The sequence below is a fragment of the Acidovorax sp. LjRoot38 genome, assembly GCF_964252975.1.
Lineage (GTDB): Bacteria > Pseudomonadota > Gammaproteobacteria > Burkholderiales > Burkholderiaceae_C > Acidovorax > Acidovorax facilis.
Window position 1 is genome coordinate 173978 of the sequence record NZ_CAXUPT020000006.1, and the last position, 25876, is coordinate 199853.

Here is a 25876-nt window from a genome sequence, read left to right on the forward strand (position 1 = left end):
TTCAGGATGAATTTGGTAGGCAGATTGAAATAACTTATGGAACGAATGGTCCGGCTTCGATTTTGACTCCCGGTGGTGGACTGATACGCTATATTTATGGCGAATTTGGTAATTTGTCGCAAGTAGTTTATCCTGATGGTAGTTCTCGCAGCTATGCGTACACTGGCTCTGGAGAATCTCCGCTTCTTGCAAAGATATATGATGAAAATGGAAATATATTTGGCGAATATGCTTATGATGATAAAAAAAGGGCTATAAGCAGTTCTCAGCCTGATGGTGTGAATTCTTATGGCTTTTCGTACTATGATGGGGCGAATCCATATACTCGGGTGAAAGATCCGTTGGGTCAATTCCGTGATTATTGGTTTTCTGTGAAAGGCGGCGCAATCAATGTCACAAGTTCATCGCGCATAAGTCTTGATGGTTACGATGCGCGCTGGCGCACCGTTAATGAAAAAGGGCTTGTAGTAAGCGACACAAATGCTCTTGGTGTAGTGACCAAGCACTCGTGGGACGTTGCTCGCTATCTGCCAACATCGAAAATTGAAGCGGCCGACACTGCAGACCAGCGCACAACCAATGTGACCTGGCATTCTTTGTGGCGCCTGCCGGTAGCCATCACGGAATCTGGGCGCGTCACCCATTACACCTATGACGTGCAGGGCAACCCCCTGAGCCAGACCATCTCTGACACCGGTGGGGGCTCCGGTGGTTCCGGCACCACCCGCACCACCAGCTGGACCTATCACGCCAATGGTCTTGTCGCCACCGAAACAGCCCCGAATGGAGCCACCACCAGCTACCAGTACGACAGTGCAGGCAACTTGACAAGCGCCACCAACGCACTGGGCCATGTAGACAGCTACACCCACGACGGCGCAGGCCGCGTGCTCACCCACACTGCGCCCACGGGGCTGGTCACCACCTACACCTATGACGCCCGTGGCCGCATGCTTACCGTTAACCGCGGTGGGCAGCTCACCACACTCACCTACCGCCCCAGCGGCCAGGTCGCCACCGCCAGCCTGCCACACGGCCTTGTCGTCACCTACACCTACGACACCGCCCAGCGCCTCACAGGCTGGAGCGATAGCCGGGGCAACTCGGGTGCCTACACGCTGGACGCCATGGGCAATCGCACGCTGGAAGACATTCGTAGTTCCCAAGGACATACGGTATGGCGCTTGGCGCGCACCATCAACAGCCTCAATCGGGTGGAACGCGTTACCCTGGGCAACCAAACCACCACCTTTGGCTATGACCAAAATGGTGAACTGGTGAGCATTTACTACGGCGAGAACCAGAGCACCAGCCAAAGCCTGGACGTCCTGCGCCGCACCAAGGCCATCACCAATGCCGAACGTGCGACAGCATCACTTGCCTACAACGCCCTCGACAGCGTCACCCAGGCTAAGGACTTCAAAGGCATAGCCACCACCTACACCCGCGACGCCCTCGGCAACGCCACCACCGAAACCAGCCCCGACACCGGCACCGAAACCGCCCAGTACGATGCCCTGGGCCTGCCCAGCACCATCACCGACGCCCTGGGCCAGGCCACCACCATCGAACGCGACCTGCTGGGTCGCCCCACGCTCATCACCCATGCCGACGGGCGCACCACCACCCTGCGCTACGACCTCACGGCCACGGGCAAAGGCTTCTTGGGCGAAATCGTGGACCCCAGCGGCACCACCACCTACGAGCGCGACGCCCACGGCCGCGTCACCAAAAAAACCCAGCGCCTCATCAACAGCGACACGCGCAGCGTCAGCTACGCCTACAACGCCCAGGGCCTGCTGGCCAGCACCACCTACCCCGGTGGGCAAGTGCTGCAAAACGTCTACGACACCACCGGCCAACTCACCGGCCTGACCTGGGCAGGCCAACCGCTGGTTACCGGCATCACCTGGAACCCTCTGGGCCAGCCCACCGGATGGAGCTGGAGCCTGCCCGGTGGCGCGGCCGCCATCCCGGCGACCCGCAGCTACAACACCGCAGGCCAGCTCACCGCCACCGACTTCAGCAGCTACCAGTACGACGCCGCAGGTCGCATCAACGGCATCACACAAAACCTGTGGCAACCCGCCAGCACCAACCCGCAGGACGCCACCATCACCCAGGCCACTGCCAGCTGGACCGTGCTGTACGACAAAGCCGGCCGCATCACCGGCTTCACCCGAACCACGGCGGCCAACACCCCGGCAGACACCGCCGCCTTCCAATACGACCCCAACGGGAACCGAAAGAGCAGCACCCGCAACGTAGCCGGCACCACCACCAGCCGCACCTACAGCAGCGAAGCCAGCCACAACCGCCTGCTGGGCTTCAGCCAAACCACCAGCACCGGTGGCAACACCGCCAACACCAGCGTCACCTACCAATACAACCCCGCAGGCGACCTGCTGGGCGACGGCCTGACCACCTACCGCTACGACAGCGAAGGCCGCATGGAGAGCGCCAGCACCGGCCAGGGCGAAGACGCCCCCACCACCAAATACGCCCACAACGGCCTGGGCCAGCGCGTGTTCAAGACAGAGCCGCTGTACAGCAGCACCCCGGCCAGCGGCAGCAGCAACAAAAACCTCAACAACCTGCTGGCCGACGACGACGAACCGCAGGCCGAGCCACCCGGCCTCATCCAGCAAATCCTCAGCTTCTTCAGCAAACTCTGGAGCCCCAGCACCAGCGATGCCGAGAAACTGGGCTACAGCTACATCTACGCAGAAGACGGCAGCCTGCTGGGCGAATACGGCTCGGGCGGCAGCAACAGCAGCGGCACCGCCCAATACATCTATTTACCCACCGCCAGCGGCCCCATGCCGATAGCGGCAGTGATCAAAGGCCAGACCTACGCCGTCCACAGCGACCACCTGAACACGCCAAGAAAACTCACCCAGCCCGACGGCCAGGTGGCCTGGCAATGGGCGTACAGTGCGTTTGGAGACGAACAGCCCACCATCGGGGCCAAGCGATTCACCAGCGAGACCACCACCCCCACCACGGGCGCCACCAGCATCCCGGAAGTCACGTTCAACCTGCGGTATCCGGGGCAGTACTTCGACAAAGAGACGAAGCTGCACTACAACTATTTCCGCACGTACGCGCCGAGCACGGGGCGGTATACGCAAGGGGATCCTATTGGGCTGGATGGGGGATGGAATCGGTTTGGGTATGTGGGGGGGAATCCACTTTTGTTCGTCGATCCCGAGGGGTTGAGGTCTGCGAGGCCCGCCGCTCCTGGCGGCAATGCATACAACCGCAGACAGTGGCGTAGACATGGCCCAGGCTCATTTGAGCGGCCTACTGGCGAGGGCAATCAGTCTGCTTGGGAGTCAGGTGCTGAGATGTTCACACCTAATCCGGATGAGGGCGATTACCGGCTCCGTTGCTTGCGGTGGGAGTGCAGTGAAAACTCTTGTACTCCGGGGAAATCTCCGACCGATTTCTTGCCTGCGGCCTATCACCAGGATGACGCCCCAAGCGGGTGCAAGTGCACTCAAACAAATCTCGGCCCAGTGTTCAATCCGCCCAGCGCCGATCGGAACGATGTGCTGGACACAATTGGAAAATATCGCCGCAGCGATGGACAGTTAGGCCGTATGTGGCGCTCCCTTCGCTAGCAGGACTGCTCTATGAATAAGGTCGAAATTGGAATTGGGCTCACAGCCGTATCAATTGGACTGGCGCTCATGGTGAGCGGTCAGCGAATGTGCCGCACGAGTTGCTGGGTAGACAACGTGTTCAAGTTGCTACTCCCGAGCGGCTACGAGTTCTTGGCGGGAGGCATATCGTGGTTCCTGATAGGAGTCGCAATTGTTGCCCATGCCATTTGGAAGAGGCCGAAGCCGTGATGCCGTGTGCGGCCCAGGTCTTGAGGTAGCCACGCACTGAGGTCTATTACTCACAAAAAAAGCCACCCGCCACCCCTGCCAGCCGCTAAAGCTGTGGGGTTGCGGGTGGCTTTCTCTTTTAGCCGCTGGGTTGATGGGTTGCGCGCTACGTCTTTTTGCGCGGCCCTGACTTGCTCGCCTTCACCGCCTTGGCGCTCCCCTTGGGCTTGTCGTGCTCCAGCGGCAAGAACGCAGCAACGGGGTCAGGTCTTGCCTTTTGCCTAGATGGTGCAACCGCAGCACTCGTGCTGGCTCTCAGCTGTTGAAAACTCCTAAATTGATAGCTGCTAGCGCCTTTCTATCAAGCGCTAGCGGCCAATTTGGCTCCAAAACCGCAAAGGCCAGCAGGCTCCACACCCTGCTGGCCTTGGCCCTCGTCTTTGCCGGGGCCACGTGCCACGCCATCAGCTTTCCCCACATTTCCCCGGCCATCCACAACGACCCGCATCTGCTGGGCGACGGCCTGACCACCTACCACTACGACAGCGAAGGCCGCCTGGAAAGCGCCAGCAACCGACGGGTCAGGTTGAAGAGTTTCCGAGGCATTCCAACACCAACAAAAAGGGCTCCCAAGGGGAGCCCAGTTTGCTTGGCCAGCGCAGGAGTGTTTGTCTAAAACACCTCCCATGGCAGCAGCACCCGCACTGCGCGAAGTGCCACCACCATGGGAAGTCCCGCAACTGCTTCAACCAATCTCAAGCAGTTGGTCTGCCAATTACATGGCGCTGAATTCGCCGTGGGGGATCTGGCCGGTGCGCAGGGCTTCCGCAGCCTGGGCACGCACGGCAGCGCGGTCAGCGGTGGAGGTGTAGGTCACCACACGCGAACCAGCAGGTTCTTGGCTGCGGGTCTGGGCCACGGTGGCGGCTTCAGCGGCCACTTCAGCGCGGGTGCGGTTCGTTTCGAACTTCAGGGCAAATTGCGAGCTGTCGGCTTCGTCAGCCTGGGCGCCAAAAGAAGCGAAAGCGGCAACAGCAGCGACGGAGAGGAAACGGGCGGTCTTGTTCATGATGAAAATCCTTGAAGGTTAAAAAGCGTCTCAAAAAAGCCGGGTCAAGAACCATTCCTGAAGCGGGTTCGGTGAGTCGCCTTGCGGGTTCGGCTCATCGATGGGATGAACTGTACGCCGATGGTGTTCACGGAAAAACTACCTGGTCGCGAACTAACTGTTCCAGTATTGGAAACAATCTTTGAGGCCGCCTTGACCTCCTGGGCCACGCAGGTGCGCCGTGATGGCGAGTAATGTGGGTGGGGTGGGAGAGGTGGGTGAGGTGGGGCTGAGATGCCCATCGCCCCGCAGCGTGGCGAGGGGGCATCTGCCGGTTTGCGGCAGATGCCGTGTGTCAATCCCCCAGCAATTCGCCCACGGCCTTCAGGTCTTCGACCCGGTCGCACACGGCCTTCACGGCCATCATCACCGGGATGCCCAGCAGCAGGCCCCACAGGCCCCACAGCCAGCCCCAGGCGAGCACGCTGACGAACACGGCCACGGGGCTCATGCTGCTGGTGCGGCTGGTGAGCCAGGGGGTGAGCAGGTTGCCCACCAGGGTGTGGATGACCAGCGATGCACCGCCGATGGCCAGGGCCATGTCCAGGGTGCCGAACTGCAGGAAGGCCACCAGGGCCGATGCGCCGGTGACCAGGGCGGAGCCGATGTAGGGCGCGAGGTTGAGAACTCCGGCCGCCACACCCCACACGGCGGCGTTCTCCAGGCCCAGGGCCCAGTAGGCAAGGCCGGTGGCCACGCCCACCAGCACGCTGGTGAACACCTGCACCATCAGGTAGCGCTGGATCTGGTTGGTGATGTCTTCCAGCACGTGGATGGTGACCTTGCGCCGCTCCAGGCTGGTGCCCGCGATGCGCAGCAGCTTGTTGCGAAACAGGTTGCCCGATGCCAGTGCAAAGTAGGTAAGGAACACCACCACCGTGAGCTGCCCCAGCGCGGACATGAGCCCCATGGTGCCGCTCCACAGGTAGTCGCGGATGTTGAAGGGCGGGCGCTCCACCACCACGCGCTGCACGCCGCGCCGGGGCGGGCTGGCGGTGGCGCTGTTTTCGTTGGCGGCCTGTTCGATCTGCGTGGCGGCCTTTTGCATGGTGTCGAGCGGGCTGCTGGCGCCGGTGCGCGCCTTGAGGCTGTCGCGCACCTTCTTGGCGGCCACGGGCAGCGAGTCCACCAGTTGCGCGGCGCCGTCGCTCAGCGACCAGGCTGCGCTGGCCAGGCCCACCACGATGGCGATCAGCAGCACACCCGCCCCCAGCCAGCGGGGCACGTAGCAGCGCCGCAAGACCTCCACCACGGGCCGCAGTGCCGTGGTGAGCAGCAGGCTGAGCATGATGGGGATGAACACGGCGCTGGCCCAGTGCAGCAGGGCCACGCTGGCAAACAGCGCCAGCAGCGCGAGCGAGAGGTTGCGCACGTCCACGGGCATGTGGAGCATGAGCGGGCCGGGGAGGGATGCGGTGGCTGCGGGCGCGCCGCTTGGTGGTTGCGCAGGCGGTGGGGGGCTGTCGGGGGTTGACCGGGCTTTGGCGGGTGGGGCCGCTTCGTCCGCTTCGTCCGCTTGGGCCATTTGGGCCACTGGTGCGGGGCCGTCCGCCGCAGGCGCGCGGGGGGGCAAGGTCGGGGCTGCGTCAGCGGCGGGGCTGTCTGGCTGTGGGGGCTCGGCAGCGGAGGCGGGCGGGGATGCAGGGGTGGGCTCGGTCATCATGCGCGGATTGTGATGGGACTCGGGCCTGCTGGGTTGTAGGTCGGGCTGACATGCAGCGTGTCGGCGGGGGGATGTGGCGGTTCGGAAGCTCTGGCCGGTGGTTTGCCCGGCACCCCGCCAGCGGTGCCTGTGTGGCAGGGTTCGGCGCCCTGCCCGTTGGCATCAGCACAGCGGCAGCGGGCGCTTCTTGTTGAGTGCATCCACCGTGCCCAGCAGCTGCTGCCAGTAGGTGGGCAGTGATGACCACGAGGCGCCGATGGCCAGGTTGGTGGCATAGACCATGCCGGTGTTCAGGCGGGGCCGGTGGGCGTGCTTCACGGCAGCCTGCATGTCGGTGCAGGTGCTGGCGGTGTGGACCAGCATGGCCTGGGCGGTGTTGTCCTTGGCGTAGACCCAGGTGCTGGCGGGCTGGGGGTCTGTGGCCTGGTAGGCGGCGGCATTGCCAGCGTAGGTGACCAGCGTGTCGGCCACACCCGCATAGGCCGCTACGGGGTAGGTGCCTGGGTTGCCGATCACGGTGGGCGCGTTGGGCGGCGTGGCGCCTTTGCTCATGCCCGAGGCCCGGGCCTTGGCGTAGTTGTAGACGTCCTGAAAGTACGCCAGCCGTGCGCTGTCGGTGGCCATGCCGTCCAGGAAGAAGCCGTCGAGCTGGTCGGGGTAGAGGCGGATGTAGTTGTCGATGGTGGCCTTCACGTCGGCCACCGAGCGCGACCCGCCGCTGCCCGAGGTGGCCACGTAGGCGACGACTTTGTTGGCGGTTCCCGCCACGGCCTTGAAGTCTTTGATGGCCGTGAGCAGGTCGTCGTCAACCTCGGAGTCCGCCGTCAGCACGCCGTCGCTGGCGCTGGCCACGGCGGTGATCTGCACGTCCGGGTAGCTGGCTGCGCCGCTGGTGAGGGTGGCCCAGGGCGATGAGGTGCCGCTGGCGCTGAAATACGCGGGCACCAGCACCTGCAGGTTTTTGTGGGTGGGGCGCACGTAGTACGTGAGGCTGTCGCCCGCCGTGTTGGCGCTGCTGGTGGCCGTGGCGCTGACCTGGAAGGTGGCGCTGGGCGGCAGGCTGCTCACGGTGAGCGTGGTGCTGGCCACGCTGGCCACGGTGGTGGGCGCCACGGGAGAGAAGGTGGCGGCTGCGGAGGGGTTGACGGTAAAGGTGACCACCGTGCCGTTGGGGGCTGCGCCGCCGTTGACGGTAACGTCGGCCGCCAGCGGCTCGGATGCGCCGGGTTCGAGCACGTTCTCGGTGGGCTGCACGAAATGCAGCGTGACGGGCGCGCTCGCGGGTGGCGGTGGGGCTGTCGTGTTGTTGTCCTTGTCCGTGGCGCCGCCGCAGCCCGCCAGTGCCGCAGTGAGGGCCATCAAGGACGCGAGGCGGTGGGTGCGGGTTGTGGTGAGCATGGTCTTCACGGAGGGTTGGTATGAATGGGTTGATTGTGAAGGTTCGTGCGTGCGGCTCCAAGGGCTGAAACGGCCGCTTTGACCGGGAAAAACGGCCTTGTTGCGCCGATTGCCGCAGGCAGGCGCCAGTACCATGGCCCACATGCCATCCTTCCTTCACCGCATTCCGGCCGCCGCAGCAGCCTTGCTGTGCGCAGCGCTGCTGCTCGGCTGCGGCACGCTGGACGTGCCGCGTGCCGACAACTACCCCGCCACCGGCCAGAAGAAAGCCCGCGCCGTGCACCACTGGGATGTGCTGGCGGGCGATGTGGCCGGGCGCGTGGCCGAAAAAATCGCATCCTGGCCCGAGGGCGAATACCCGCTGTACGTCACGGTGGCGGACAACTCCAGTTTCAACCAGAGCTTTCTCAAGTTGCTCAAGGTGCACCTGCTGAACCGGGGCGTGGCGGTGTCCACGGTGCCCACGGCGGTGGAGCTGGAGGTGCAGACGCAACTGGTGCAGCACGGGTCTGGCTCACCGCGCGGCCTGCCCGTGCCCATGGCCGGCACCATCATCGGCACTGGCGTGGGCGTGTGGCGCGACTGGGCGGTGCACTATTCCGACCGCACCCTGTTGCCGGGTGTGGCCACGGCCCTGGGCGTGGGGGCAGGGGTGGCGCTGGACATGGCCCAGCTCTACACCCAGGGCGCCGCCGCAGGCGGGCCCACGCGCACCGAGGTGCTGATCACGTCCACGCTCAAGTCGCGCGACCGGTACCTGGCCGGCACGGCCGATCTGTATTACATCGAGGGGGCCGACGCAGTGCTGTATCAGCCCGAGCGGCCGCCCGCGCCTGCACCGATGACGCCCGTCAAGACCTGGCGGGTGGTGGCGCCATGAAGGGGCTGTGGACGTCGCAACAAGCTCCCCGGGGCGCACGCGCCGCCAGCTGGTGGGCGGCTGCCGCCCTTGCGCTGGGGGCGTTGCAGGGCTGCGAGACCACCAACCCTATGCACAGCTACTACTACGGTGACCGGGCGGGCGGAATATCGCGCTCCAACCTCATCGAGCTGAATGAACGCGCCACCGATGCGCTGCTGCAGACCGCACCGCTGGATGCCAACCAGCCCGTGCTGGTGGCCACGCTGGTCAATGTGGACCGGCTCACTGAATCGTCGCGGCTGGGCCGCATCTTCTCGGAGCAGATCGCGGGCCGCATGGTGCACCGGGGTCTGAAGGTGACCGAGGTGAAACTGCGCGAGAACCTGCTGCTGCAGCGCGACCAGGGTGAGCTGCTGCTGTCGCGCGAAGTGCGCGAGGTGAGCCAGTCGCAGAACGCGCAGGCCGTGGTGGTGGGCACGTATGCGGTTTCCACGTCGGTGGTGTACATCAGCCTCAAGCTGGTGAACCCGGTAGGCAACACCGTGGTGGCGGCGCACAACTATGCCGTGCCAATGGATGAAAACGTGCGCGCGCTGCTGGCTGGGAGATAGATGACATCCCCCTGAGCGGCTTCGCCGCTTCCCCCTTCTCTCGCGCGCTACGCGCGGGAAGGGGGACGCCGCCAGCGCGGCGGGGCGGCCCTTGCGCGGCGGCCCTGGCGGGTGCAGCGCCCATTTTTTCGGTCGGGGTGGGAATCAGGCTAGAGCGCCCGTTTGGTAGGTGCAAAAAGCTAATGCTTTGATATCCATCTCAGTGCAACATGAGTGCGCCAGCCGTCTTGCTCTTGCCGGCGCGGGCGGGTGGGTTGCACAGGCCGCAGGTGAAGTGGCGGTTCTCATACAGCTCGGTCACGAACTGGCCGCTGCACTGGCTGCACTTGGTGCGCGTCAGCATGCCAGCGTCCACAAATTTCACCAGGCGCCAGGCGCGCGTGAAGGAGAGCAGGGGTTCGATCTCGGCCGTGGCGACCTGTTCGTTGTACAGGCGGTAGGCTTTGGTCAGCAGCTCCACCGAATCCAGGTCCACGCCCTTGGACAGGTATTCGTAGATGTTCAGGAACAGCGAGCTGTGGATGTTCTCTTGCCAGGTCAGGAACCAGTCGGTGGAGAAGGGCAGCTGGCCTTTCGAGGGTGACTTGCCCGCGATCTCTTTGTACAGCCGGATCAGGCGTTCATACGACAGTGTGGTTTCCGATTCAAGCACCTGCATGCGGGCGCCCATCTGGATCAGCATGGCCGCGCGTTCGATCTGCTTGGATTCGTTCAGCACGCTCTTGGCGGGGGCTTTGGCAGCGGGTGCGTTGGTGGACATGGCGGGCTTTCGGTGGAGACTGGGGGAAGAGGGCTGCGGGCAAGTGCTTCAGAGCACTTCCGACACGCGGCTGGCCATCAGGATGTTGGCGTGCAGCGTGTTGGTGGCTTCGTTGCCCACCTTCTTGGCCGAGTGGTTGGTGAGCAAGCTCCACACCAGGTTGTCGTCCACGCGGAAGCTGCAAAGAAGCGTGTTGCGGGAGGCCAGTTTCATCACTTGCGCTGGCGACAGCGATGCCAGAATGTCGGCAGACTCTTCGTTCATTCCCAAGCGGAACACGGCTTCGGCCTTGTCCTGACGGATCAGGGTTTGGGCCAACATCAGGTAGGTGAGGTTGGCTTCGCGGATTTCAGCGAGGATTTGTTCGTTGGTCATGGCAGCTTCCTTTTTTCCAGTACCGGGTCTTGCGTTGCCTGCTGATTGCAGGTTTTGCGTGATCCGTTGAAATGGATTGTGAAACCGCCCCAATCAGAAATTAAGTCGGGGTTTGGCTGTGCCGCGTGTCTGGTTCTGCGGTGGGCTGTGTAGGAATTTGCCCTACACGCACATCAGGTGCAGGCTGGCATTTCAGGCGATGGCCGCTGCTGTGGCAGTGGGCCCAGGCTGCCCACTTCTGTTCATGGTTTTGATAGCACCCTCAAAACCATCTTTTTTGCACTTTTACAACCTGCGCTGCCGTGCTGGACGCTGGATCAGCCTTTTTCGACCGGGCGCGTGGGGTCTGAACACCACTCGCTCCAGCTGCCGGCAAACAGTGCCGTCGGGCCGAGGCCGGCTATCTCCATGCCCAGCAGATTGGGCACGGCGCTCACGCCGCTGCCGCACTGGTGCACCACGGTGGCGGGGTCACGGCCGCCCAGCAGCGCTACAAATTCAGCGCGCAGCACGTCAGCAGGCTTGAAGCGGCCATCCGCGCCGATGTTTTCGGCAAAGGGGCGGTTCAGCGCGCCCGGAATGTGGCCCGCCACGGGGTCCAGCGGCTCCACCTCGCCCCGGTAGCGGGCACCTGCACGGGCGTCGATCACGGTCTGGCCGGGCTGCTGCAGGCGCGCAAGCACCTCGCTGGCCGTGGCCAGCTGGCGCAAGGGGGCGCCCAGCTGGAAATTGGTCTGGAAGTGCGCGGGCTCTTCGCCGCTGTTCACCGCCCCACCGGCGGCCTGCCAGGCTTGCAGCCCACCGTCGAGCACGGCCACGGCATCGTGCCCCGCCCACTTGAGCATCCACCACAGGCGGCCACAGTAGTTGGCGCCCTGGCGGTCGTACACCACGGCCTGCATGCCGTTGGCAAAACCCACGCTGGACAGCCACATGGCAAAACGCTCGCGGCTGGGCAGGGGGTGGCGTCCACCGGATGCCGGCTGGTCGGCTTCCTGGGCGGTCAGCGTGCCGTGAGCGCCGGGGGCACCGTGTTTGGCGCTGAGGTCGTTGTCAAGGTTGGCGTACACCGCGCCGGGGATGTGCGCCTGTGCGTACTGCTGGGCACCGGCCGTGGGTTGCATCAGTTCGAAGCTGCAGTCAAACACCATCAGCGGCGCACCGCTGGCGATCAGGGATTGCAGGTCGGGGGCAGAGATGAGCGTGGTGTAGGTGGTCATCGGCAGAAAATGGGCAAAGTGACGGAGTGCGTCGAAAGGGGCTCCATTGTGGCCATCCCGGTAGGGCGTGTCCTCGTGTGGCCGTATCTGTTTTTGTATCCGTCAGTGTTCCTCGGCAGGTGCCCCGGGCGCAGCCCGCGCGCGCAGGATGGTGGCCACAATGCCGCTGCCCACGATGAGGGCCATGCCGAACCAGCCGATGGGCGGGATCTTGTCGCCAAACAGCAGCACGCTGTAGACGGCGGCAAACACGATGCCCGAATACTGCAGGTTGGCCACCACCAGCGTGCCGCGCTGGGTCTTGGCGCTGGCGTAAGCCTTGGTCATGCACAGCTGGCCGCCCGCAGCCAGCACACCGATGGGCAGCAGCCACAGCGCCTGCCAGCCCGGCCAGTCCGACATGCCGGTAAACAGCATGGCCCCGCCCCCCGCCACCGCAGAGCCCACGGCAAAGTAGAAAACGGTGCGCGATTCGGGCTCGCCCAGGCGCGACAGCGCCACCACCTGCATGTAGGCAAATGCGGCGGTCAGGCCCGACATCAGGCCGATCATCCCGGCAAAGGCCTGGTTCTGGTCCAGGCTGGGGCGCAGCATCAGCACCACGCCCACGAATCCGGTGAGTACGGTGAGAATCAGCGGCCCTTGCAGGGCGGGCCGTGGCGATGCCGCAGAAGGGCGCCAGGCCAGCAGCGTGCCGCCGACCAGGAAGGCGGCGATCCACACGCTGCTCATGTAGTTGAGCGTCATGGCCGTGGCCAGCGGCAGGTGGGCAATGGCGTAGAACCAGGCGCCCAGCGACGCCACCCCCACCAGGCTGCGCCAGGCGTGCATGCCGGGGTATTGCGTGGCCAGCGTCACTTTTTGAGAGCGTGCCAGCAGCCACAGGATGGCCATGCCGATCAGGCCCCGGTAACACACCAGTTCGGCCGAGTTGAAGAAGTCCGATGCGATCTTGACGCACACCCCCATGCTGGCAAACAAGAACGCGGCCAACACCATCCAGAGGGCTTGCATCGTGACGTGATCCTGTGAAAGGCCGCGCGCCGCACGTGGGGCATGGGATTGCACGGCTTGAAATAAAAATAGCTGCCAGCGCTTGCGGATCAAGCGGTGGCAGCTATTGTAATGAGAGCGGTCAGGGTAGTCGTCGCGAATGGATAGCGTTTACCTCGCTGTTCGAGACTTCACGGATCGACGGCACAGACTCAGGTTGGGGCCTCTCAAAATTGGCGGTGCTCAGGCCAGTGCCCCCGCGCGAGGGCCGCCAAGCCGCGGATGCGGCGCTTCGCTTGCGTGCGCCGCCCCGTGGGGGGGGAAGACGCGAAGCGGCTCAGGGGGGGCTTCCCATGACCTGGCGGTACCACTCGTGGAAGTGCTGCATGCCATCTTCCATGGGGCTCTGGTAGGGGCCGACTTCGTTGTCGCCGCGCGCCAGCAGGGCCTTGCGGCCTGCGTCCATGCGCTCGCCGATTTCGTCGTCCTCGATGCAGGTCTCCATGTAGGCGGCCTTCTGCGCCTCGACGAATTCGCGCTCGAAGGCGGCGATCTCCTCGGGGTAGTAGAACTCCACCATGTTCAGTGTCTTGGTGGGGCTGATGGGGTGCAGCGTGGACACGGTGAGCACATGCGGGTACCACTCGATCATGATGTGCGGGTACAGCGTGAGCCAGATGGCGCCGTACTTCGGCGGCTTGCCTTCGCGGTAGTCCAGCAGCGCCTTGTGCCAGCGCTCGTACACCGGGCTGCCGGCCTTGCCCAGGCGGTTGGCCACACCCACGGTTTGTACCGAGTAGTTCTTGCCGAACTCCCAGCGCAGGTCGTCACACGTCACAAAGCTGCCCAGGCCTGGGTGGAAGGGGCCAACGTGGTAGTCCTCCAGATAGACCTCGATGAAGGTCTTCCAGTTGTAGTTGCACTCGTGCAGCTCCACATGGTCGAGCACGTAGCCGTCAAAGTCCAGGTCGGCACGCGGGCCCATCTGGGCCAGGTCGGCGGCCACGTCGTAGCCGTTGTCTTCAAACAGCAGGCCGTTCCACTCGCGCAGCTTGTAGTTGTTCAGGTTCAGGCACGGGTCATGCGCAAAGTGGGGTGCGCCCAGCAGTTCGCCCTGGGGGTTGTACGTCCAGCGGTGCAATGGGCACACGATGTTGCCGCCCGCGCTGCCCTTTTGCTGGGTGTTCAGCGAGCCTTTGCCCTTGAGCATGACGGCCTGGCGGTGGCGGCACACGTTGGACACCAGCTCAATGCCGCCTTGGGCGTTGCGCACCAAGGCGCGGCCCTCGCCCTCCTGGGGCAGTGCGTAGTAGTCGCCCGTGTTGGGCACCGCCAATTGGTGCCCCACATAGCGGGGCCCGCGCTGGAAGATGGTGTCCAGCTCGCGCTGGAACAGCGCATCGTCAAAGTAGCTTGAAACTGGTAGTTGGCTTGCGGCCTGCTGCAGTTGAAGACTTAAATCAGACATGGGTGACCTGACCTAAAGACTCCCCACAGGGAGAAAGTGCGGGAGGTGCGCCGGGGAATGCGCATCTGGAAAAAAGGAAACCGGCTAGGGTGGCTAGCCGGCTCGACTGGAATGGGATTATAGGCGGTGGGGTTATTCCCGCACCCCCGCTACGTGAATAGAAAACATCGCTTTCTGAAAATAGAGCGGCGTCACGCATCGGACCGCGTCTGACACGAAGGGCGTACCGGTGCGCCTAAAATCATCGGTTTTTCACCCGCGCTCTGCCGCCCCCTCCATGCCCAAGGCCCCCGCAACCCCCGCTCCACCCGCCGAACCCGCCAGCTATGAGGCGGCCCTGGAAGAGCTGGAGCAACTCGTGGCCCGCATCGAGTCGGGCCAGTTGCCGCTGGACCAGATGCTGGCCGGCTACCAGCGCGGCGCCACGTTGCTGGCGTTTTGCCGCCAGCGGCTCGAAGCCGTGCAGGACCAGATCAAGGTGCTGGATGAAGGGCAACTGCAACCATGGAACCAGGAATGAGCGCGGTGCCAACGAATTTCGAGAGCCAGCCGCTGGACATGAACCTCTGGAGCCAGAACCACCTGGCCCGGGTGGAGCAGGCCCTGTCGCAATGGGTGGGCGATGGCGCACCCGCCGGGCTGGGCGACGCCATGCGCTATGCCGTGCTCGATGGCGGCAAGCGGCTGCGGCCCCTGCTGGTGCTGGCGGCCTATGAGGCGGTCTGCAGTGGCGCACCGGCCTCTGCGGTGGTTGACGATGCCGCGCTGCGCGCTGGCCTGGACGAGGCGGCCCTGCGGGCCGCGTGCGCGGTGGAACTCATTCATGCCTACTCGCTGGTGCACGACGACATGCCCTGCATGGACAACGACGTGCTGCGCCGTGGCAAGCCCACCGTGCATGTGCAGTTTGGCGAGGCCCAGGCGCTGCTGGCGGGCGATGCCTTGCAGGCCTTTGCATTTGAGTTGCTCACGCCCGACAACACCCTCATCCCCGCCGCCACGCAGGCCACGCTGTGCAGGCTGCTGGCGCGGGCCGCCGGATCGGCCGGCATGGCGGGCGGGCAGGCCATCGACCTGGCCAGCGTGGGTGTGGCGCTGACCGAAGACCAGTTGCGCCAGATGCACCGGCTCAAGACCGGCGCGCTGCTGCAGGGCAGTGTGCTCATGGGGGCGGCGTGCGGCCACGCCGTGGGCGCGGCCTACCAGGCGCTGTCCGACTATGGCGCCGCCATGGGTCTTGCGTTCCAGGTGGTGGATGACATCCTGGACGTGGTGGCCGATTCGGCCACGCTGGGCAAGACGGCCGGCAAGGATGCTGCGGCCGACAAGCCCACCTATGTGTCTTTGCTGGGGCTAGCGCGGGCGCAGGCCTATGCCCAGGAGCTGCTGGCCGAGGCCTATGCGGCCCTGGCCCGCAGTGGCCTGCCCGATAGCCGCGCGCTGGCGGCCCTGGCGGACATGGTGGTGCGCCGCTCGCACTGAGCCTGGCCCGATGATCCGTGCTGCACCCTGTTCATGCCCGTTGCAGTGAAATCAATGCCAAATTGGCCTCCAGCGCTTTCCTGTAAAGCGCTGGCAGCTATGAAAAGAATAGTAAATGTCCACGATGTCCTTTCCCCTGCTGCAGACCATCAATGACCCGGCCGACCTGCGCCAGCTATCGCGCGCAGATCTCAAGGCCCTGGCGACCGAGTTGCGCGGGTTCGTGATCGAAAGTGTTGCGCGCACGGGCGGACACCTCAGCTCCAACCTGGGCACGGTGGAACTGACGATCGCGCTGCACCATGTCTTCAACACCCCTGAAGACCGCCTGGTGTGGGACGTGGGCCACCAGACCTATCCGCACAAGATCCTGACCGGCCGCCGCGACCGCATGCACACGCTGCGCCAGTTGGGCGGTATCTCGGGCTTTCCGCAGCGGGCCGAGAGCATTTACGACACCTTTGGCACCGCGCATTCGAGCACCAGCATCTCGGCCGCGCTGGGCATGGCGCTGGCCGCCAAGCGCAAGGGCGAAAACCGCCACGCCGTGGCGATCATCGGCGATGGCGCCATGAGTGCGGGCATGGCGTTTGAGGCACTGAACAACGGGGGGGTGGCCGATGCCAACCTGCTCGTGGTGCTGAACGACAACGACATGAGCATCAGCCCGCCCGTGGGCGCGCTCAATCGCTACCTCGCTCAGCTCATGAGCGGGCAGTTCTACGCGGCTGCCAAGAACGTGGGCAAGACCGTGCTGCGCCCCGTGCCGCCCCTGCTGGAGCTGGCCAAGCGCTTTGAGCAGCAGGCCAAGGGCATGGTGGTGCCTGCCACGTTGTTCGAGAAGTTCGGCTTCAACTACATCGGCCCCATTGATGGGCATGACCTCGATTCGCTGATCCCCACGCTGGAGAACATCAAGGGCCTCAAAGGCCCGCAGTTCCTGCACGTGGTCACCAAAAAAGGCCAGGGCTACAAGCTGGCCGAAGCCGACCCCGTGGCCTACCATGGCCCCGGCAAGTTCGACCCCTCCGTGGGCCTCACCAAGCCCGCCACGCCGCCCAAGCAGACGTTCACGCAGGTGTTTGGTCAGTGGCTGTGCGACATGGCCGCACACGACTCTCGCCTGGTGGGCATCACGCCCGCCATGCGCGAGGGCTCGGGTATGGTGGAGTTTGAAAAACGTTTTCCGGACCGCTACTACGACGTGGGCATTGCCGAGCAGCATGCCGTAACCTTTGCCGCCGGCATGGCCTGCGAAGGCGTCAAGCCGGTGGTGGCGATTTACTCCACCTTCTTGCAGCGCGGCTATGACCAGCTGATCCACGACGTGGCCCTGCAAAACCTGCCCGTGGTGTTTGCGCTGGACCGCGCGGGTCTGGTAGGCGCCGACGGTGCCACGCATGCAGGCGCGTACGACATTCCGTTTGTGCGCTGTATTCCCAACATGAGCATGGCCTGCCCTGCTGACGAGCGCGAATGCCGCCAACTGCTCAGCAGCGCCTTCGAGCAGGACCACCCCGTGGCCGTGCGTTACCCGCGTGGCAGCGGCGCCGGTGTGGCACCACTGGCGGCGTTGGATGGCCTGCCTTTTGGCAAAGGCGAGATCCGTCGCGAGCGCCAGGGCACCGATGCCAAGGCGCCGCGCATCGCGATCCTGTCGTTTGGCACGTTGCTGTACCCCGCGCTGGAAGCGGCCGAGGCTCTGGACGCCACGGTGGTCAACATGCGCTGGGCCAAACCCATCGACGAGGCCTTGTTGCGCGAGGTGGCCGAGCGCCACGATGCGCTGGTCACGCTGGAAGAGGGTGCGATCATGGGCGGTGCGGGCAGCGCCGTGACCGAGGCGCTCCACAGCATGGGCATCGTGCGGCCCGTGCTGCAGCTGGGCCTGCCGGACGTGTTCATCGAACATGGCGACCCGGCCAAGCTGCTTGCGTTGCAAGGGCTCGATGCCGAGGGAATCCGCCTTGCGATCGAGCGGCGGTTTTTGCCCGCGCTGCAGTCTGTGCGGGCGGCCTGATCTGGCAGGGTGGTCTGCCGCAGTCCCGTTTTGCAGCGGGGCGTGTGCGGCTGTCCCCAAGATGCTTGCAGAAGCCTGAAGCCATGTGCAAGGGCAGGGATTTTCGCGGGAAAACCCGCAAAAGTCTGAGGGGGCATGTTTCTACAATGAACCCGGCTCAAACAAGTCCTTGACGGCGCCGTGCACAACGCGTGCGCCCAAGTTTCGCAATCACTATATCGGAGAGAACCTCATGGATCGTCGTTCAATCATCAAGCAGGCTGGCATCGCTGGCGTGCTGGCTGCAGGCGTTGCGCCTGCCGTCCACGCCCAGGCTGCCATTCGTTGGCGTCTGGCTTCCAGCTTCCCCAAGTCGCTGGACACCATCTATGGCGGCGCTGATGTGTTCTCCAAGGCCGTCAAGGCCATGTCGGGTGGCAAGTTTGAAATCTCCGTGCACGCTGGTGGCGAGCTGATGCCCCCCTTTGGCGTGATGGACGGCGTGCAGCAGGGCACCGTGGAGATGTGCCACACCGTGCCTTACTACTTCTACGGCAAGAACCCCGCCTTCGCGCTGGGTTCGGCAGTGCCCTTCGGCTTCAATGCCCGCCAGATGAATGCCTGGATGCTGCATGGCAATGGCCGCAAGCTGATGAACGAGTTCTACGCGAACTACAACGCCATCAGCTTCGCTGGCGGCAACACCGGCACCCAGATGGGTGGCTGGTTCCGCAAGGAGATCAAGTCGCCGGATGATTTCAAGGGCATGAAGATGCGCTTGGGCGGTGGTCTGGTCGGTGAAGTGATGCAAAAGCTGGGCGCTGTGCCCCAGAGCATCCCTGGCGGCGAAATCTACCAGGCCCTCGAAAAGGGCACGCTGGACGCTGCTGAATGGGTGGGTCCGTACGACGACCAGAAGCTGGGCTTCAACAAGGTGGCTCCGTTCTACTACTACCCCGGCTGGTGGGAAGGTGGCCCGGAAGTGGACTTCTTCGTCAACCAGAAGGCCTTCGACGGCCTGTCTGCCGAGAACAAGGCCATCATCGAAGCCGCAACCAACGTGGCCCACATCGACATGCTGGCCAAGTACGACGCGCTGAACCCGACGGCCCTCAAGCAACTGGTGGCTGCCAAGACCAAGGTGCTGCCGTTCTCGCAAGCCGTGATGGACGCTTCGTTCAAGGCCTCCATGGAAGTCTTCGCCGCCAACGACGCGAAGAGCCCCGAGTGGAAGAAGATCTACGCCGACATGCGCGCATTCCAGCGCGACCAGGTGCTCTGGTTCCGCTTTGCCGAAGCCCGCTACGACTCGTTCATGTCTTCGCAGAAGCTCTGATCCCGAGTGGCTCTGGAATGGCGGCGCAAGCTGCCATTCCAAGGTCTGCAAAACCCGTCCTCTCCCGGACGGGTTTTTTTTCGTCCCGGTGTTCTGTGAGGCGGCACCTTGCTGTGGCCATGCGGCCCCCTCAACCGCAGGAACGTGGGCGAGGTCCCAAGCCCCCAAGCCCAGCCCGGCCAGGCTGCTTGACTCTCGATGCCTTGGAGTGCGCGGCCGGTGCCTGTTTCCTGCTGAAGCCTCTCAAGTCGTGAAGAGGCTTCCTTGGGGCTGCTGGCCACCAAGAAAGGGGGGCAGGGGATCAAGAGGCTTGTCTGCTTGCGCGATGTGCCAAAGTCGATACCCCACCACTACCTCCATGATCCATGGCGCACCGGGCCCCTCCGCGTCTGCTTCATAAAAAAACCTCCGCAGAGGTTTCCCATCTGCGGAGGTTTGAGGACCAGGGCGCGGGGCCCGGGTCAGACTGAATCACGGTCGTCTTGCAAGCGGTGTGCTCACTTCTTGTCGGTGGACATGGAGTCTTGCAGTGCCTTCAGGGGGTCGTCTGCTGCAGGAGCAGGCGCAGGGTCCGCAGCGCCGGCCATGCCGGCAGTCGGGTCGGCCGCTCCGGCGCTAGCGTCGGGCATGGTCGCTTCCATTTCCATGCGGACCTTGTCGAGGTCATAGACCTCGGCCTTGTCCAAGCCGCTGGAGACGATGCCCGGGAAGACAATGATCAGGCCCACCATCAGCAGCTGGATGCACAGGAAGGGAATGGCACCCCAGTAGATCTGGGGGGTGGTGACCGGCGCAATCATCTTCTTGGTGACCTTGTCCATGTACTCCTTGGCAGGAGCCACGCTGCGCAGGTAGAACAGCGCAAAGCCGAACGGCGGGTGCATGAACGAGGTCTGCATGTTCACGGCCAGCAGCACGCCAAACCAGATCAGGTCAATGCCCAGCTTGTCGGCCACGGGGGCCAGCAGGGGCACGACGATGAAGGACAGTTCAAAGAAGTCCAGGAAGAACGCCAGGAAGAACACCATGACGTTCACGACGATCAGGAAGCCCAGCTGGCCCCCTGGCAAGCCGGTCATCAGGTGCTCCACCCACAGCGGGCCGTCCACGCCCTGGAAGGTCAGGCCGAATATCGTGGCACCGATCAGGATGAACACCACAAAACACGACAGCTTGGTGGTGGTGGTGACAGCCTGGCGCAGCAGCGACATCGTGAGGCGGCCGCGGAGGACGGCCATGATGCCGGCGCCCAGTGCGCCCATGGCGCCGCCTTCGGTGGGGGTTGCAACGCCCAGGAAGATGGTGCCCAGCACCAGGAAGATCAGCAGCAGCGGGGGGATCAGCACGAAGGTCACGCGTTCTGCTGCCCGCGAGAGCAGGCCCATCCGGGTGATCTTGTTGATGCTGGCAGCCACGAAGGCCAGTGCCACGCCAAAACACATGGACACCACGATGGTTTCGTCCAGCGCCACGCGGTCCACGGCTTCACCGGACCACCAGGTGTGCAGGGCAGGCATGTTCTTGGCCACATAGATGGATGCCGCCACGCAGATGCCGGTCAGCACCAGCAGCGAGGTCACACCGCTCTTGCCGTTGTCGTCGCGCAGCGTGCGCGCTTCGGGCGGGATGGCGGGCACCCACTGGGGCTTGAAGATGGCCAGCAGAATCACGTAGAGCGCATAGAAGCCGGTGAGCATCAGACCGGGCACGAAGGCGCCCTTGTACATGTCGCCCACGCTGCGGCCCATCTGGTCGGCAATGATGATGAGCACCAGAGAGGGGGGAATGATCTGCGCCAGCGTGCCGGAGGCTGCGATCACCCCCGCCGCGAGTCGCCGGTCGTAGCCATAGCGCAGCATGATGGGCAGCGAGATCAGGCCCATCGAGATCACCGATGCAGCCACCACGCCCGTGGTGGCTGCCAGCAGCGCACCCACGAAGATCACGGCCAGTGCCAGGCCGCCACGGATGGGGCCGAACAGCTGTCCGATGGTGTCGAGCAGGTCCTCCGCCATCCCGCTTCGCTCCAGTATGAGCCCCATGAGCGTGAAGAACGGAATGGCCAGCAAGGTGTCGTTCTGCATGATGCCGAAGATGCGCAGCGGCACGGCTTGCAGCAGGGCTTCGGGCAGCACGTTCAATTCAATGCCGATGAAGGCGAAGAACAGTCCGCAGGCGCCCAGGCTGAAGGCGACCGGGAAACCCACCAGCAAAAAGCAGATGAGCCCCGCGAACATGATGGGGGCGAGGTTATGGGCGAGAAATTCCATGGTGTGTGCTCCGCTCAGGCGGCCTCGCTCTTGTTCTTGCCGTTGCCCTTGGCGGCTTCGGCCAGGTTGCGGATGGATTCGGCCAGTTCTTCTTCAGCCGTTTTTTCAATCTTCTTGACCGTGGGGTCTTCGATGAGGCCCTGCAGGAACCCCAGGCGCTTGATGAGTTCGGAGATGCCTTGCAGCCACAGCAGGGTGAAGCCCAGCGGCATCATCAGGTACACAGGCCAGCGGATCAGCCCGCCAGCGTTGTTCGACATTTCGCCCGACGCGAGGGCGCGGGTGAAGAAGGGAATGCCATACCAGAGCACCGCCAGGCACATGGGCGTGAGGAAGACGATGTAGCCGAACACGTCGATCCAGATCTGGGTGCGCTTGGAAAAGCGGCTGGAGATCACGTCCACCTTCACGTGTTCGCCCTGGAGCAGCGTGTATCCGGCGGCCAGCAGGAACGACGCAGCAAACAGGTACCACTGGATTTCCAGAAAACCGTTGGAGCTGATGTTGAACGCTTTGCGGACCACGGCGTTCACACCGCTGATGACTGTGGAGGCCAGGATGAGCCAGACCACATATTTACCGACCTGGGTGTTAAGCCAGTCGATCCCCCTTGATAACTTCAGTAGAGCCTGCATGGTGTCTCCAATAAAAAGGCTTTGCGTGTGATATGCCGACCCACGCGCCGGTAAGCGCAACGATTCGACAAACTTTTACAACGGCGCGATTCTACGGAGCACTGTAGGCCCAGGCTGACGGCAGCGTGACGGTGTTATCCCGCAGCCGGTATTCATTCTGTAGCTATAAAAAAAGTAGCAATTAGGGTTTCTTCCTAGGCTCGGAAGTGCGCTTTTTGCGGGTGAACTGCCACCACGGCAGCACCGTGTTCATGGCCTGCACCTCGCCGCACTGCCAGGGGCTGTAGCCCGGCAAGGTGGCCATCTGGGCCAGCCATGCGGGGGTTTGCAGCAAGTTGCGCAGGGCCAGCGTGGCGGGTTGGTCCAGGCTGGCTTTCAGGCAGGCCAGGTGGTAGCGCTCGTGCACCAGCGGCACAAAATCCAGCCCACGCGCCCGGGCTGCCACTTCAATACCCATGCCCACATCGGCCGCGCCCGCAGCCACGGCCTGGGCAATGGCGGTGTGAGACGGTTCGTTGAGCGCATAGCCACGAATGGCCTGGGCCTCCACGCCGGCCTGGGCCAGCAGGTCGTCGAGCAGCACGCGGGTGCCGGTGCCCAGTGGCCGGTTGAGAAATCGGGCGCTGGTGCGGGCCACGTCGGCCAGACTGCCCAGCCCAAGCGGGTTGCCCGGTACCACGATGAGGCCCTGGGTGCGCTGGGCAAAGCCGATGATCTTGTGCAACCCGGGCTGCAGCAGGGGCTTGTAGGTGCGCGCAGTCAATGAATCGGCTGCGGGGTGCTCCACCGTGTGAAAACCCGCCAGCGTGCAACGCCCCTCATTCAGCGCACGGATCGCATCCACACTGCCGGTGAAGCGGATATCGAGGTGTAGCGCGCCCGCATCGGCCTGCGCGGCGGCGTGGGTGCGCAGCGCCACCAGCGCATCGTCATGGCTGGCGTACAGGGTGAGTACGTGGGCGTTGGGGTCAAAGGCCACGGCAAACGCGCGCTCCAGGTCGGCATGCAGCGCGGCGATCTGCGGCGCGAGCCGCGCCTGGGCCTGGCGCTCGGCCCACAGCAGCTTGGTGCCGAACTCGCTGAGCTGCGCCGACTGCCCCTTGCCCCAGATGATCAGCTCGCCGCCCAATTGCTCCTCCCAGCGCTTGAGGGCGCCCCAGACATGGCGGTAGGACAGGTCCAGCGCGCGCGCCGCGCCCGAGATGGAGCCCTGCTCGGCCACGGCCTGCAGCAGTTCGGGCAGTGGGTTGCGGATCAGCGCATTGCCTGCATCGCGGCTGAGCGTGTAGTGAAGTTGGACCCTATGCACGGACGTTCATATCGCTGGATATTGGTGAGGTGCCTACGATAGCTGAACCCGATCACAAGGCCCCATGTCCACCCTCACCGAAAGCGCGAGCACAGCGCTGCAACTCACCCTCTCCTCCGACCCCGTCCTGTGGACCATCGTGGGCCGCTCCTTGTCCGTCAGCGCCACCGCATGCCTGATCGCCTGTGGCGTGGGCCTGGTGCTGGGCGCCTGGCTCGGCGTCGCCCGCTTTGCCGGGCGCGGTGCCGTGCTGGCGGTACTCAACACCTTGCTGGCGGTACCGTCGGTGGTGGTGGGGCTCGTGGTGTACCTGGTGCTGTCACGCAGCGGGCCCCTGGGCTCGCTGGGCTGGCTGTTCAGCTTCAAGGCCATGGTACTGGCGCAGGCCATTTTGGTGCTGCCGGTGGTCACTGCGCTGACGCGGCAGGCGGTGGAAGACGCCGAGCGCGCGCATGGCGAGCAGTTGCGGTCCATGGGCGCGGGCCCGCTGCTGCGCGCCCTGCTGTTGGCCTGGGACGAGCGTTATGCGCTGCTCACGGTGCTGCTGGCCTCGTTTGGCCGTGCGATCTCCGAGGTGGGTGCGGTGATGATCGTGGGCGGCAACATCGACGGCTTCACGCGTGTGATGACCACCGCCATTGCGCTGGAGACCAGCAAGGGTGACCTGCCCCTGGCGCTGGCGCTGGGCATCATCCTGCTGGCCGTGGTGCTGGCGCTCAACGTGCTGATCGCGCTGGTGCGCCGCTGGCGCGAACGGGTGGATGGCTCTGCGTCCAGCGCGCCGGTGGGGGTGGCCGCGTGAACGCGCCGTTGGCCCCTTCGTGGGTGGATCTGCGCCAGGTGTCCGTGCGCTACGGCCGCGTGCAGGCGCTGGACCTGGTCTCGCTGTGCATCGCGCCCGGCGAGCGTGTGGCACTGGTGGGCGCCAATGGCAGTGGCAAAAGCACGCTGCTGCGCGTGCTGCACGGCTTGGCGGATGCGGCGGGCGGAGGCTTTCAGTGCGATGCCACCTTGCAGCAGGCCATGCTGTTCCAGCGCCCGCACATGCTGCGCACCAGCGCGCAGAACAACGTGGCGCTGGCGCTGTGGCTGCGCGGCACGCGCTGGCGCGATGCGCGGCTTCAGGCCCTCACGGCACTGCAGCGCGTGGGCCTGGCCGACATCGCCGCGCAGAACGCGCGCACCCTGTCGGGCGGGCAGCAGCAGCGTGTGGCGCTGGCCCGCGCCTGGGCGCTGCGGCCCGATGTGCTGCTGCTGGACGAACCCACCGCGAGCCTCGATCCCCATGCCAAGCGCGAGGTTGAGGCCCTGATGGCCGACTTTGCCGCCAGCCACAGCGCAGCAGGCCCGGCCCACCCCGTGACCATGGTCTTCAGCAGCCACAACCTGGGCCAGGTCAAGCGTCTGGCCAGCCGCGTGATCTATCTGGAGCACGGCCGCCTGGTGGCCGACCTGCCCGTGCACGACTTTTTCAACGGCCCCTTGCCGGAGGCCGCCCGTCTGTTTGTCAAAGGAGAACTGGTATGACAAGAATTGACCCCCACGCTCCCCACTTCGTGGGGTCGCTGCCCCGCCAGGGGGCTTTTTCATCTTGGGGCGGCCCGGTGATGAAAAATTTCAAGCCTTTTTATGGCCTAGCGCTTATCCATAAAGCGCTAGCAGCTATCATATTTGTAGTATCCGGCCCGGTGCTTGCGCAGAGCATCACCATGGCGTCCACCACCTCCACGGAGCAGTCCGGGCTGTTCGGCTACCTGATGCCTGAATTCAAGAAGGCCAGTGGCCTGGACGTGAAGGTGGTGGCGCTGGGCACCGGCCAGGCGCTCGATATGGCGCGCCGGGGCGACGCCGACGTGCTGTTTGTGCACGACCAGGTGGCCGAAGAAAAGTTTGTGGCCGACGGCTGGGGCGTGAAGCGCTACCCCGTGATGTACAACGACTTCATTCTGATCGGCCCCAAGAACGATCCGGTGGGCACCCAGGGCAAAGACATCGTGCAGGCGCTGCAGAAGCTGTCTGCCGCCAATGGCAACTTCATCTCGCGCGGCGACAAGAGCGGCACGCACGCGGCCGAGCTGCGCTACTGGAAGCTCGCGGGCGCCGACGCCGCAAATACCTCAAAAGGCAGCGGCTACAAGGAGTGTGGCTGCGGCATGGGCCCTGCGCTCAACATTGCGGCATCGAGCGGCGCCTATGTGCTGGCCGACCGTGGCACCTGGCTCAACTTCAAGAACCGCGCCGACCTGGCCGTGTTGGTCGAAGGTGACACCAAGCTTTTCAACCAGTACGGCGTGATGGTCGTGAACCCCGCCAAGCATCCCCATGTGAAGGCGCAGGATGCGCAGAAGTTTGTGGACTGGGTGGTGTCGCCCGCAGGCCAGGCGGCCATTGCGGGCTACAAGATCGGCGGCGAACAGCTGTTCTTCCCGAACGCGGGCAGGTAAATCCCCCTGAGTCGCTTCGCGCCTTCCCCCAAAGGGGGACGCCAGCGGTGGTCCGGCAAGGTCGGTTCTGCCGCATCGGCTTGGGTCGCGCCAGTTTCCAGGCGGCGGGG

At 64.3% G+C, this 25876-nt stretch carries 21 protein-coding genes; 10 read left to right on the plus strand and 11 right to left on the minus strand.

All coding sequences use genetic code 11. The features are described from left to right. The first annotated feature begins 581 nt into the window (after positions 1-581). Entirely contained in the window at positions 582-3623 is a 3042-nt protein-coding gene (locus ACSQ22_RS13200; protein WP_436130671.1) for an RHS repeat-associated core domain-containing protein, read from the plus strand. A 985-nt stretch (positions 3624-4608) separates the two neighbouring features. On the opposite strand, the gene ACSQ22_RS13205 is transcribed toward ACSQ22_RS13200, so the two are convergent. The 3 genes from ACSQ22_RS13205 to ACSQ22_RS13215 form a co-directional block, all read right to left on the minus strand. After that, positions 4609-4902 carry a hypothetical protein gene (locus ACSQ22_RS13205; RefSeq protein ID WP_055397528.1) on the minus strand — a complete coding sequence of 98 codons (294 nt, stop codon included), beginning with the start codon at positions 4900-4902 and terminating at the stop codon, positions 4609-4611. Positions 4903-5236: 334 nt separating this feature from the next. Continuing rightward, entirely contained in the window at positions 5237-6604 is a 1368-nt protein-coding gene (locus ACSQ22_RS13210) for an AI-2E family transporter (RefSeq protein WP_436130574.1), read from the minus strand. A gap of 162 nt (positions 6605-6766) precedes the next feature. Beyond that, positions 6767-8002, minus strand: a complete 1236-nt coding sequence (locus ACSQ22_RS13215; protein WP_436130575.1) for a spherulation-specific family 4 protein — start codon at positions 8000-8002, stop codon at positions 6767-6769. Between the two features lie 142 nt (positions 8003-8144). On the opposite strand from ACSQ22_RS13215, the gene ACSQ22_RS13220 reads away from it, so the two are divergent. Further along, complete coding sequence (locus ACSQ22_RS13220) at positions 8145-8882, plus strand: hypothetical protein (RefSeq protein ID WP_436130576.1); 738 nt, start codon at positions 8145-8147, stop codon at positions 8880-8882. Next, positions 8879-9475: a FlgO family outer membrane protein gene (locus ACSQ22_RS13225; RefSeq protein WP_426306879.1), complete on the plus strand. Its 597-nt coding sequence runs from the start codon at positions 8879-8881 to the stop codon at positions 9473-9475. The genes ACSQ22_RS13220 and ACSQ22_RS13225 overlap by 4 nt, the downstream gene beginning before the upstream one ends. A gap of 199 nt (positions 9476-9674) precedes the next feature. On the opposite strand, the gene flhC is transcribed toward ACSQ22_RS13225, so the two are convergent. The 5 genes from flhC to ACSQ22_RS13250 form a co-directional block, all read right to left on the minus strand. Next, the gene (flhC, locus tag ACSQ22_RS13230) at positions 9675-10235 is read right to left on the minus strand and encodes a flagellar transcriptional regulator FlhC (protein ID WP_010459839.1); all 561 of its coding nucleotides are present in this window, start codon (positions 10233-10235) and stop codon (positions 9675-9677) included. A gap of 48 nt (positions 10236-10283) precedes the next feature. Continuing rightward, entirely contained in the window at positions 10284-10610 is a 327-nt protein-coding gene (gene flhD, locus ACSQ22_RS13235; protein WP_055400499.1) for a flagellar transcriptional regulator FlhD, read from the minus strand. A 317-nt stretch (positions 10611-10927) separates the two neighbouring features. After that, a complete protein-coding gene (locus ACSQ22_RS13240) occupies positions 10928-11830 on the minus strand; it encodes a sulfurtransferase (protein ID WP_436130577.1) in 903 nt (300 codons plus the stop codon). A 102-nt stretch (positions 11831-11932) separates the two neighbouring features. Then, positions 11933-12844 carry a DMT family transporter gene (locus tag ACSQ22_RS13245; protein ID WP_121507188.1) on the minus strand — a complete coding sequence of 304 codons (912 nt, stop codon included), beginning with the start codon at positions 12842-12844 and terminating at the stop codon, positions 11933-11935. A gap of 316 nt (positions 12845-13160) precedes the next feature. Then, the gene (locus ACSQ22_RS13250) at positions 13161-14291 is read right to left on the minus strand and encodes an aromatic ring-hydroxylating oxygenase subunit alpha (RefSeq protein WP_121419318.1); all 1131 of its coding nucleotides are present in this window, start codon (positions 14289-14291) and stop codon (positions 13161-13163) included. A 277-nt stretch (positions 14292-14568) separates the two neighbouring features. Between ACSQ22_RS13250 and ACSQ22_RS13255 the strand changes: the two genes are divergently transcribed. From ACSQ22_RS13255 to ACSQ22_RS13270, 4 genes are all read left to right on the plus strand, one after another. After that, complete coding sequence (locus ACSQ22_RS13255) at positions 14569-14811, plus strand: exodeoxyribonuclease VII small subunit (protein ID WP_055400508.1); 243 nt, start codon at positions 14569-14571, stop codon at positions 14809-14811. Next, positions 14808-15773 carry a polyprenyl synthetase family protein gene (locus ACSQ22_RS13260; RefSeq protein WP_431152282.1) on the plus strand — a complete coding sequence of 322 codons (966 nt, stop codon included), beginning with the start codon at positions 14808-14810 and terminating at the stop codon, positions 15771-15773. The genes ACSQ22_RS13255 and ACSQ22_RS13260 overlap by 4 nt, the downstream gene beginning before the upstream one ends. A gap of 115 nt (positions 15774-15888) precedes the next feature. After that, the gene (dxs, locus tag ACSQ22_RS13265) at positions 15889-17793 is read left to right on the plus strand and encodes a 1-deoxy-D-xylulose-5-phosphate synthase (protein WP_121419320.1); all 1905 of its coding nucleotides are present in this window, start codon (positions 15889-15891) and stop codon (positions 17791-17793) included. Positions 17794-18025: 232 nt separating this feature from the next. Next, positions 18026-19108: a TRAP transporter substrate-binding protein gene (locus tag ACSQ22_RS13270; protein WP_121419321.1), complete on the plus strand. Its 1083-nt coding sequence runs from the start codon at positions 18026-18028 to the stop codon at positions 19106-19108. 497 nt (positions 19109-19605) lie between these two features. On the opposite strand, the gene ACSQ22_RS13275 is transcribed toward ACSQ22_RS13270, so the two are convergent. From ACSQ22_RS13275 to ACSQ22_RS13285, 3 genes are all read right to left on the minus strand, one after another. Then, a complete protein-coding gene (locus ACSQ22_RS13275) occupies positions 19606-21378 on the minus strand; it encodes a TRAP transporter large permease (RefSeq protein ID WP_218299120.1) in 1773 nt (590 codons plus the stop codon). A 14-nt stretch (positions 21379-21392) separates the two neighbouring features. Beyond that, positions 21393-22013 carry a TRAP transporter small permease subunit gene (locus ACSQ22_RS13280; RefSeq protein WP_218299121.1) on the minus strand — a complete coding sequence of 207 codons (621 nt, stop codon included), beginning with the start codon at positions 22011-22013 and terminating at the stop codon, positions 21393-21395. Positions 22014-22194: 181 nt separating this feature from the next. After that, entirely contained in the window at positions 22195-23322 is a 1128-nt protein-coding gene (locus ACSQ22_RS13285) for a substrate-binding domain-containing protein (RefSeq protein WP_436130578.1), read from the minus strand. A gap of 64 nt (positions 23323-23386) precedes the next feature. Here ACSQ22_RS13285 and ACSQ22_RS13290 point away from each other — a divergent pair, with 64 nt between their 5' ends. The 3 genes from ACSQ22_RS13290 (at position 23387) to ACSQ22_RS13300 (ending at position 25766) form a co-directional block, all read left to right on the plus strand. Next, complete coding sequence (locus tag ACSQ22_RS13290) at positions 23387-24124, plus strand: ABC transporter permease (RefSeq protein WP_436130579.1); 738 nt, start codon at positions 23387-23389, stop codon at positions 24122-24124. After that, positions 24121-24849, plus strand: coding sequence for an ABC transporter ATP-binding protein (locus ACSQ22_RS13295; protein WP_436130580.1), 729 nt, complete (start codon positions 24121-24123; stop codon positions 24847-24849). The genes ACSQ22_RS13290 and ACSQ22_RS13295 overlap by 4 nt, the downstream gene beginning before the upstream one ends. A gap of 80 nt (positions 24850-24929) precedes the next feature. After that, positions 24930-25766, plus strand: coding sequence for an extracellular solute-binding protein (locus tag ACSQ22_RS13300; protein WP_436130672.1), 837 nt, complete (start codon positions 24930-24932; stop codon positions 25764-25766). Positions 25767-25876 lie beyond the last annotated feature (110 nt).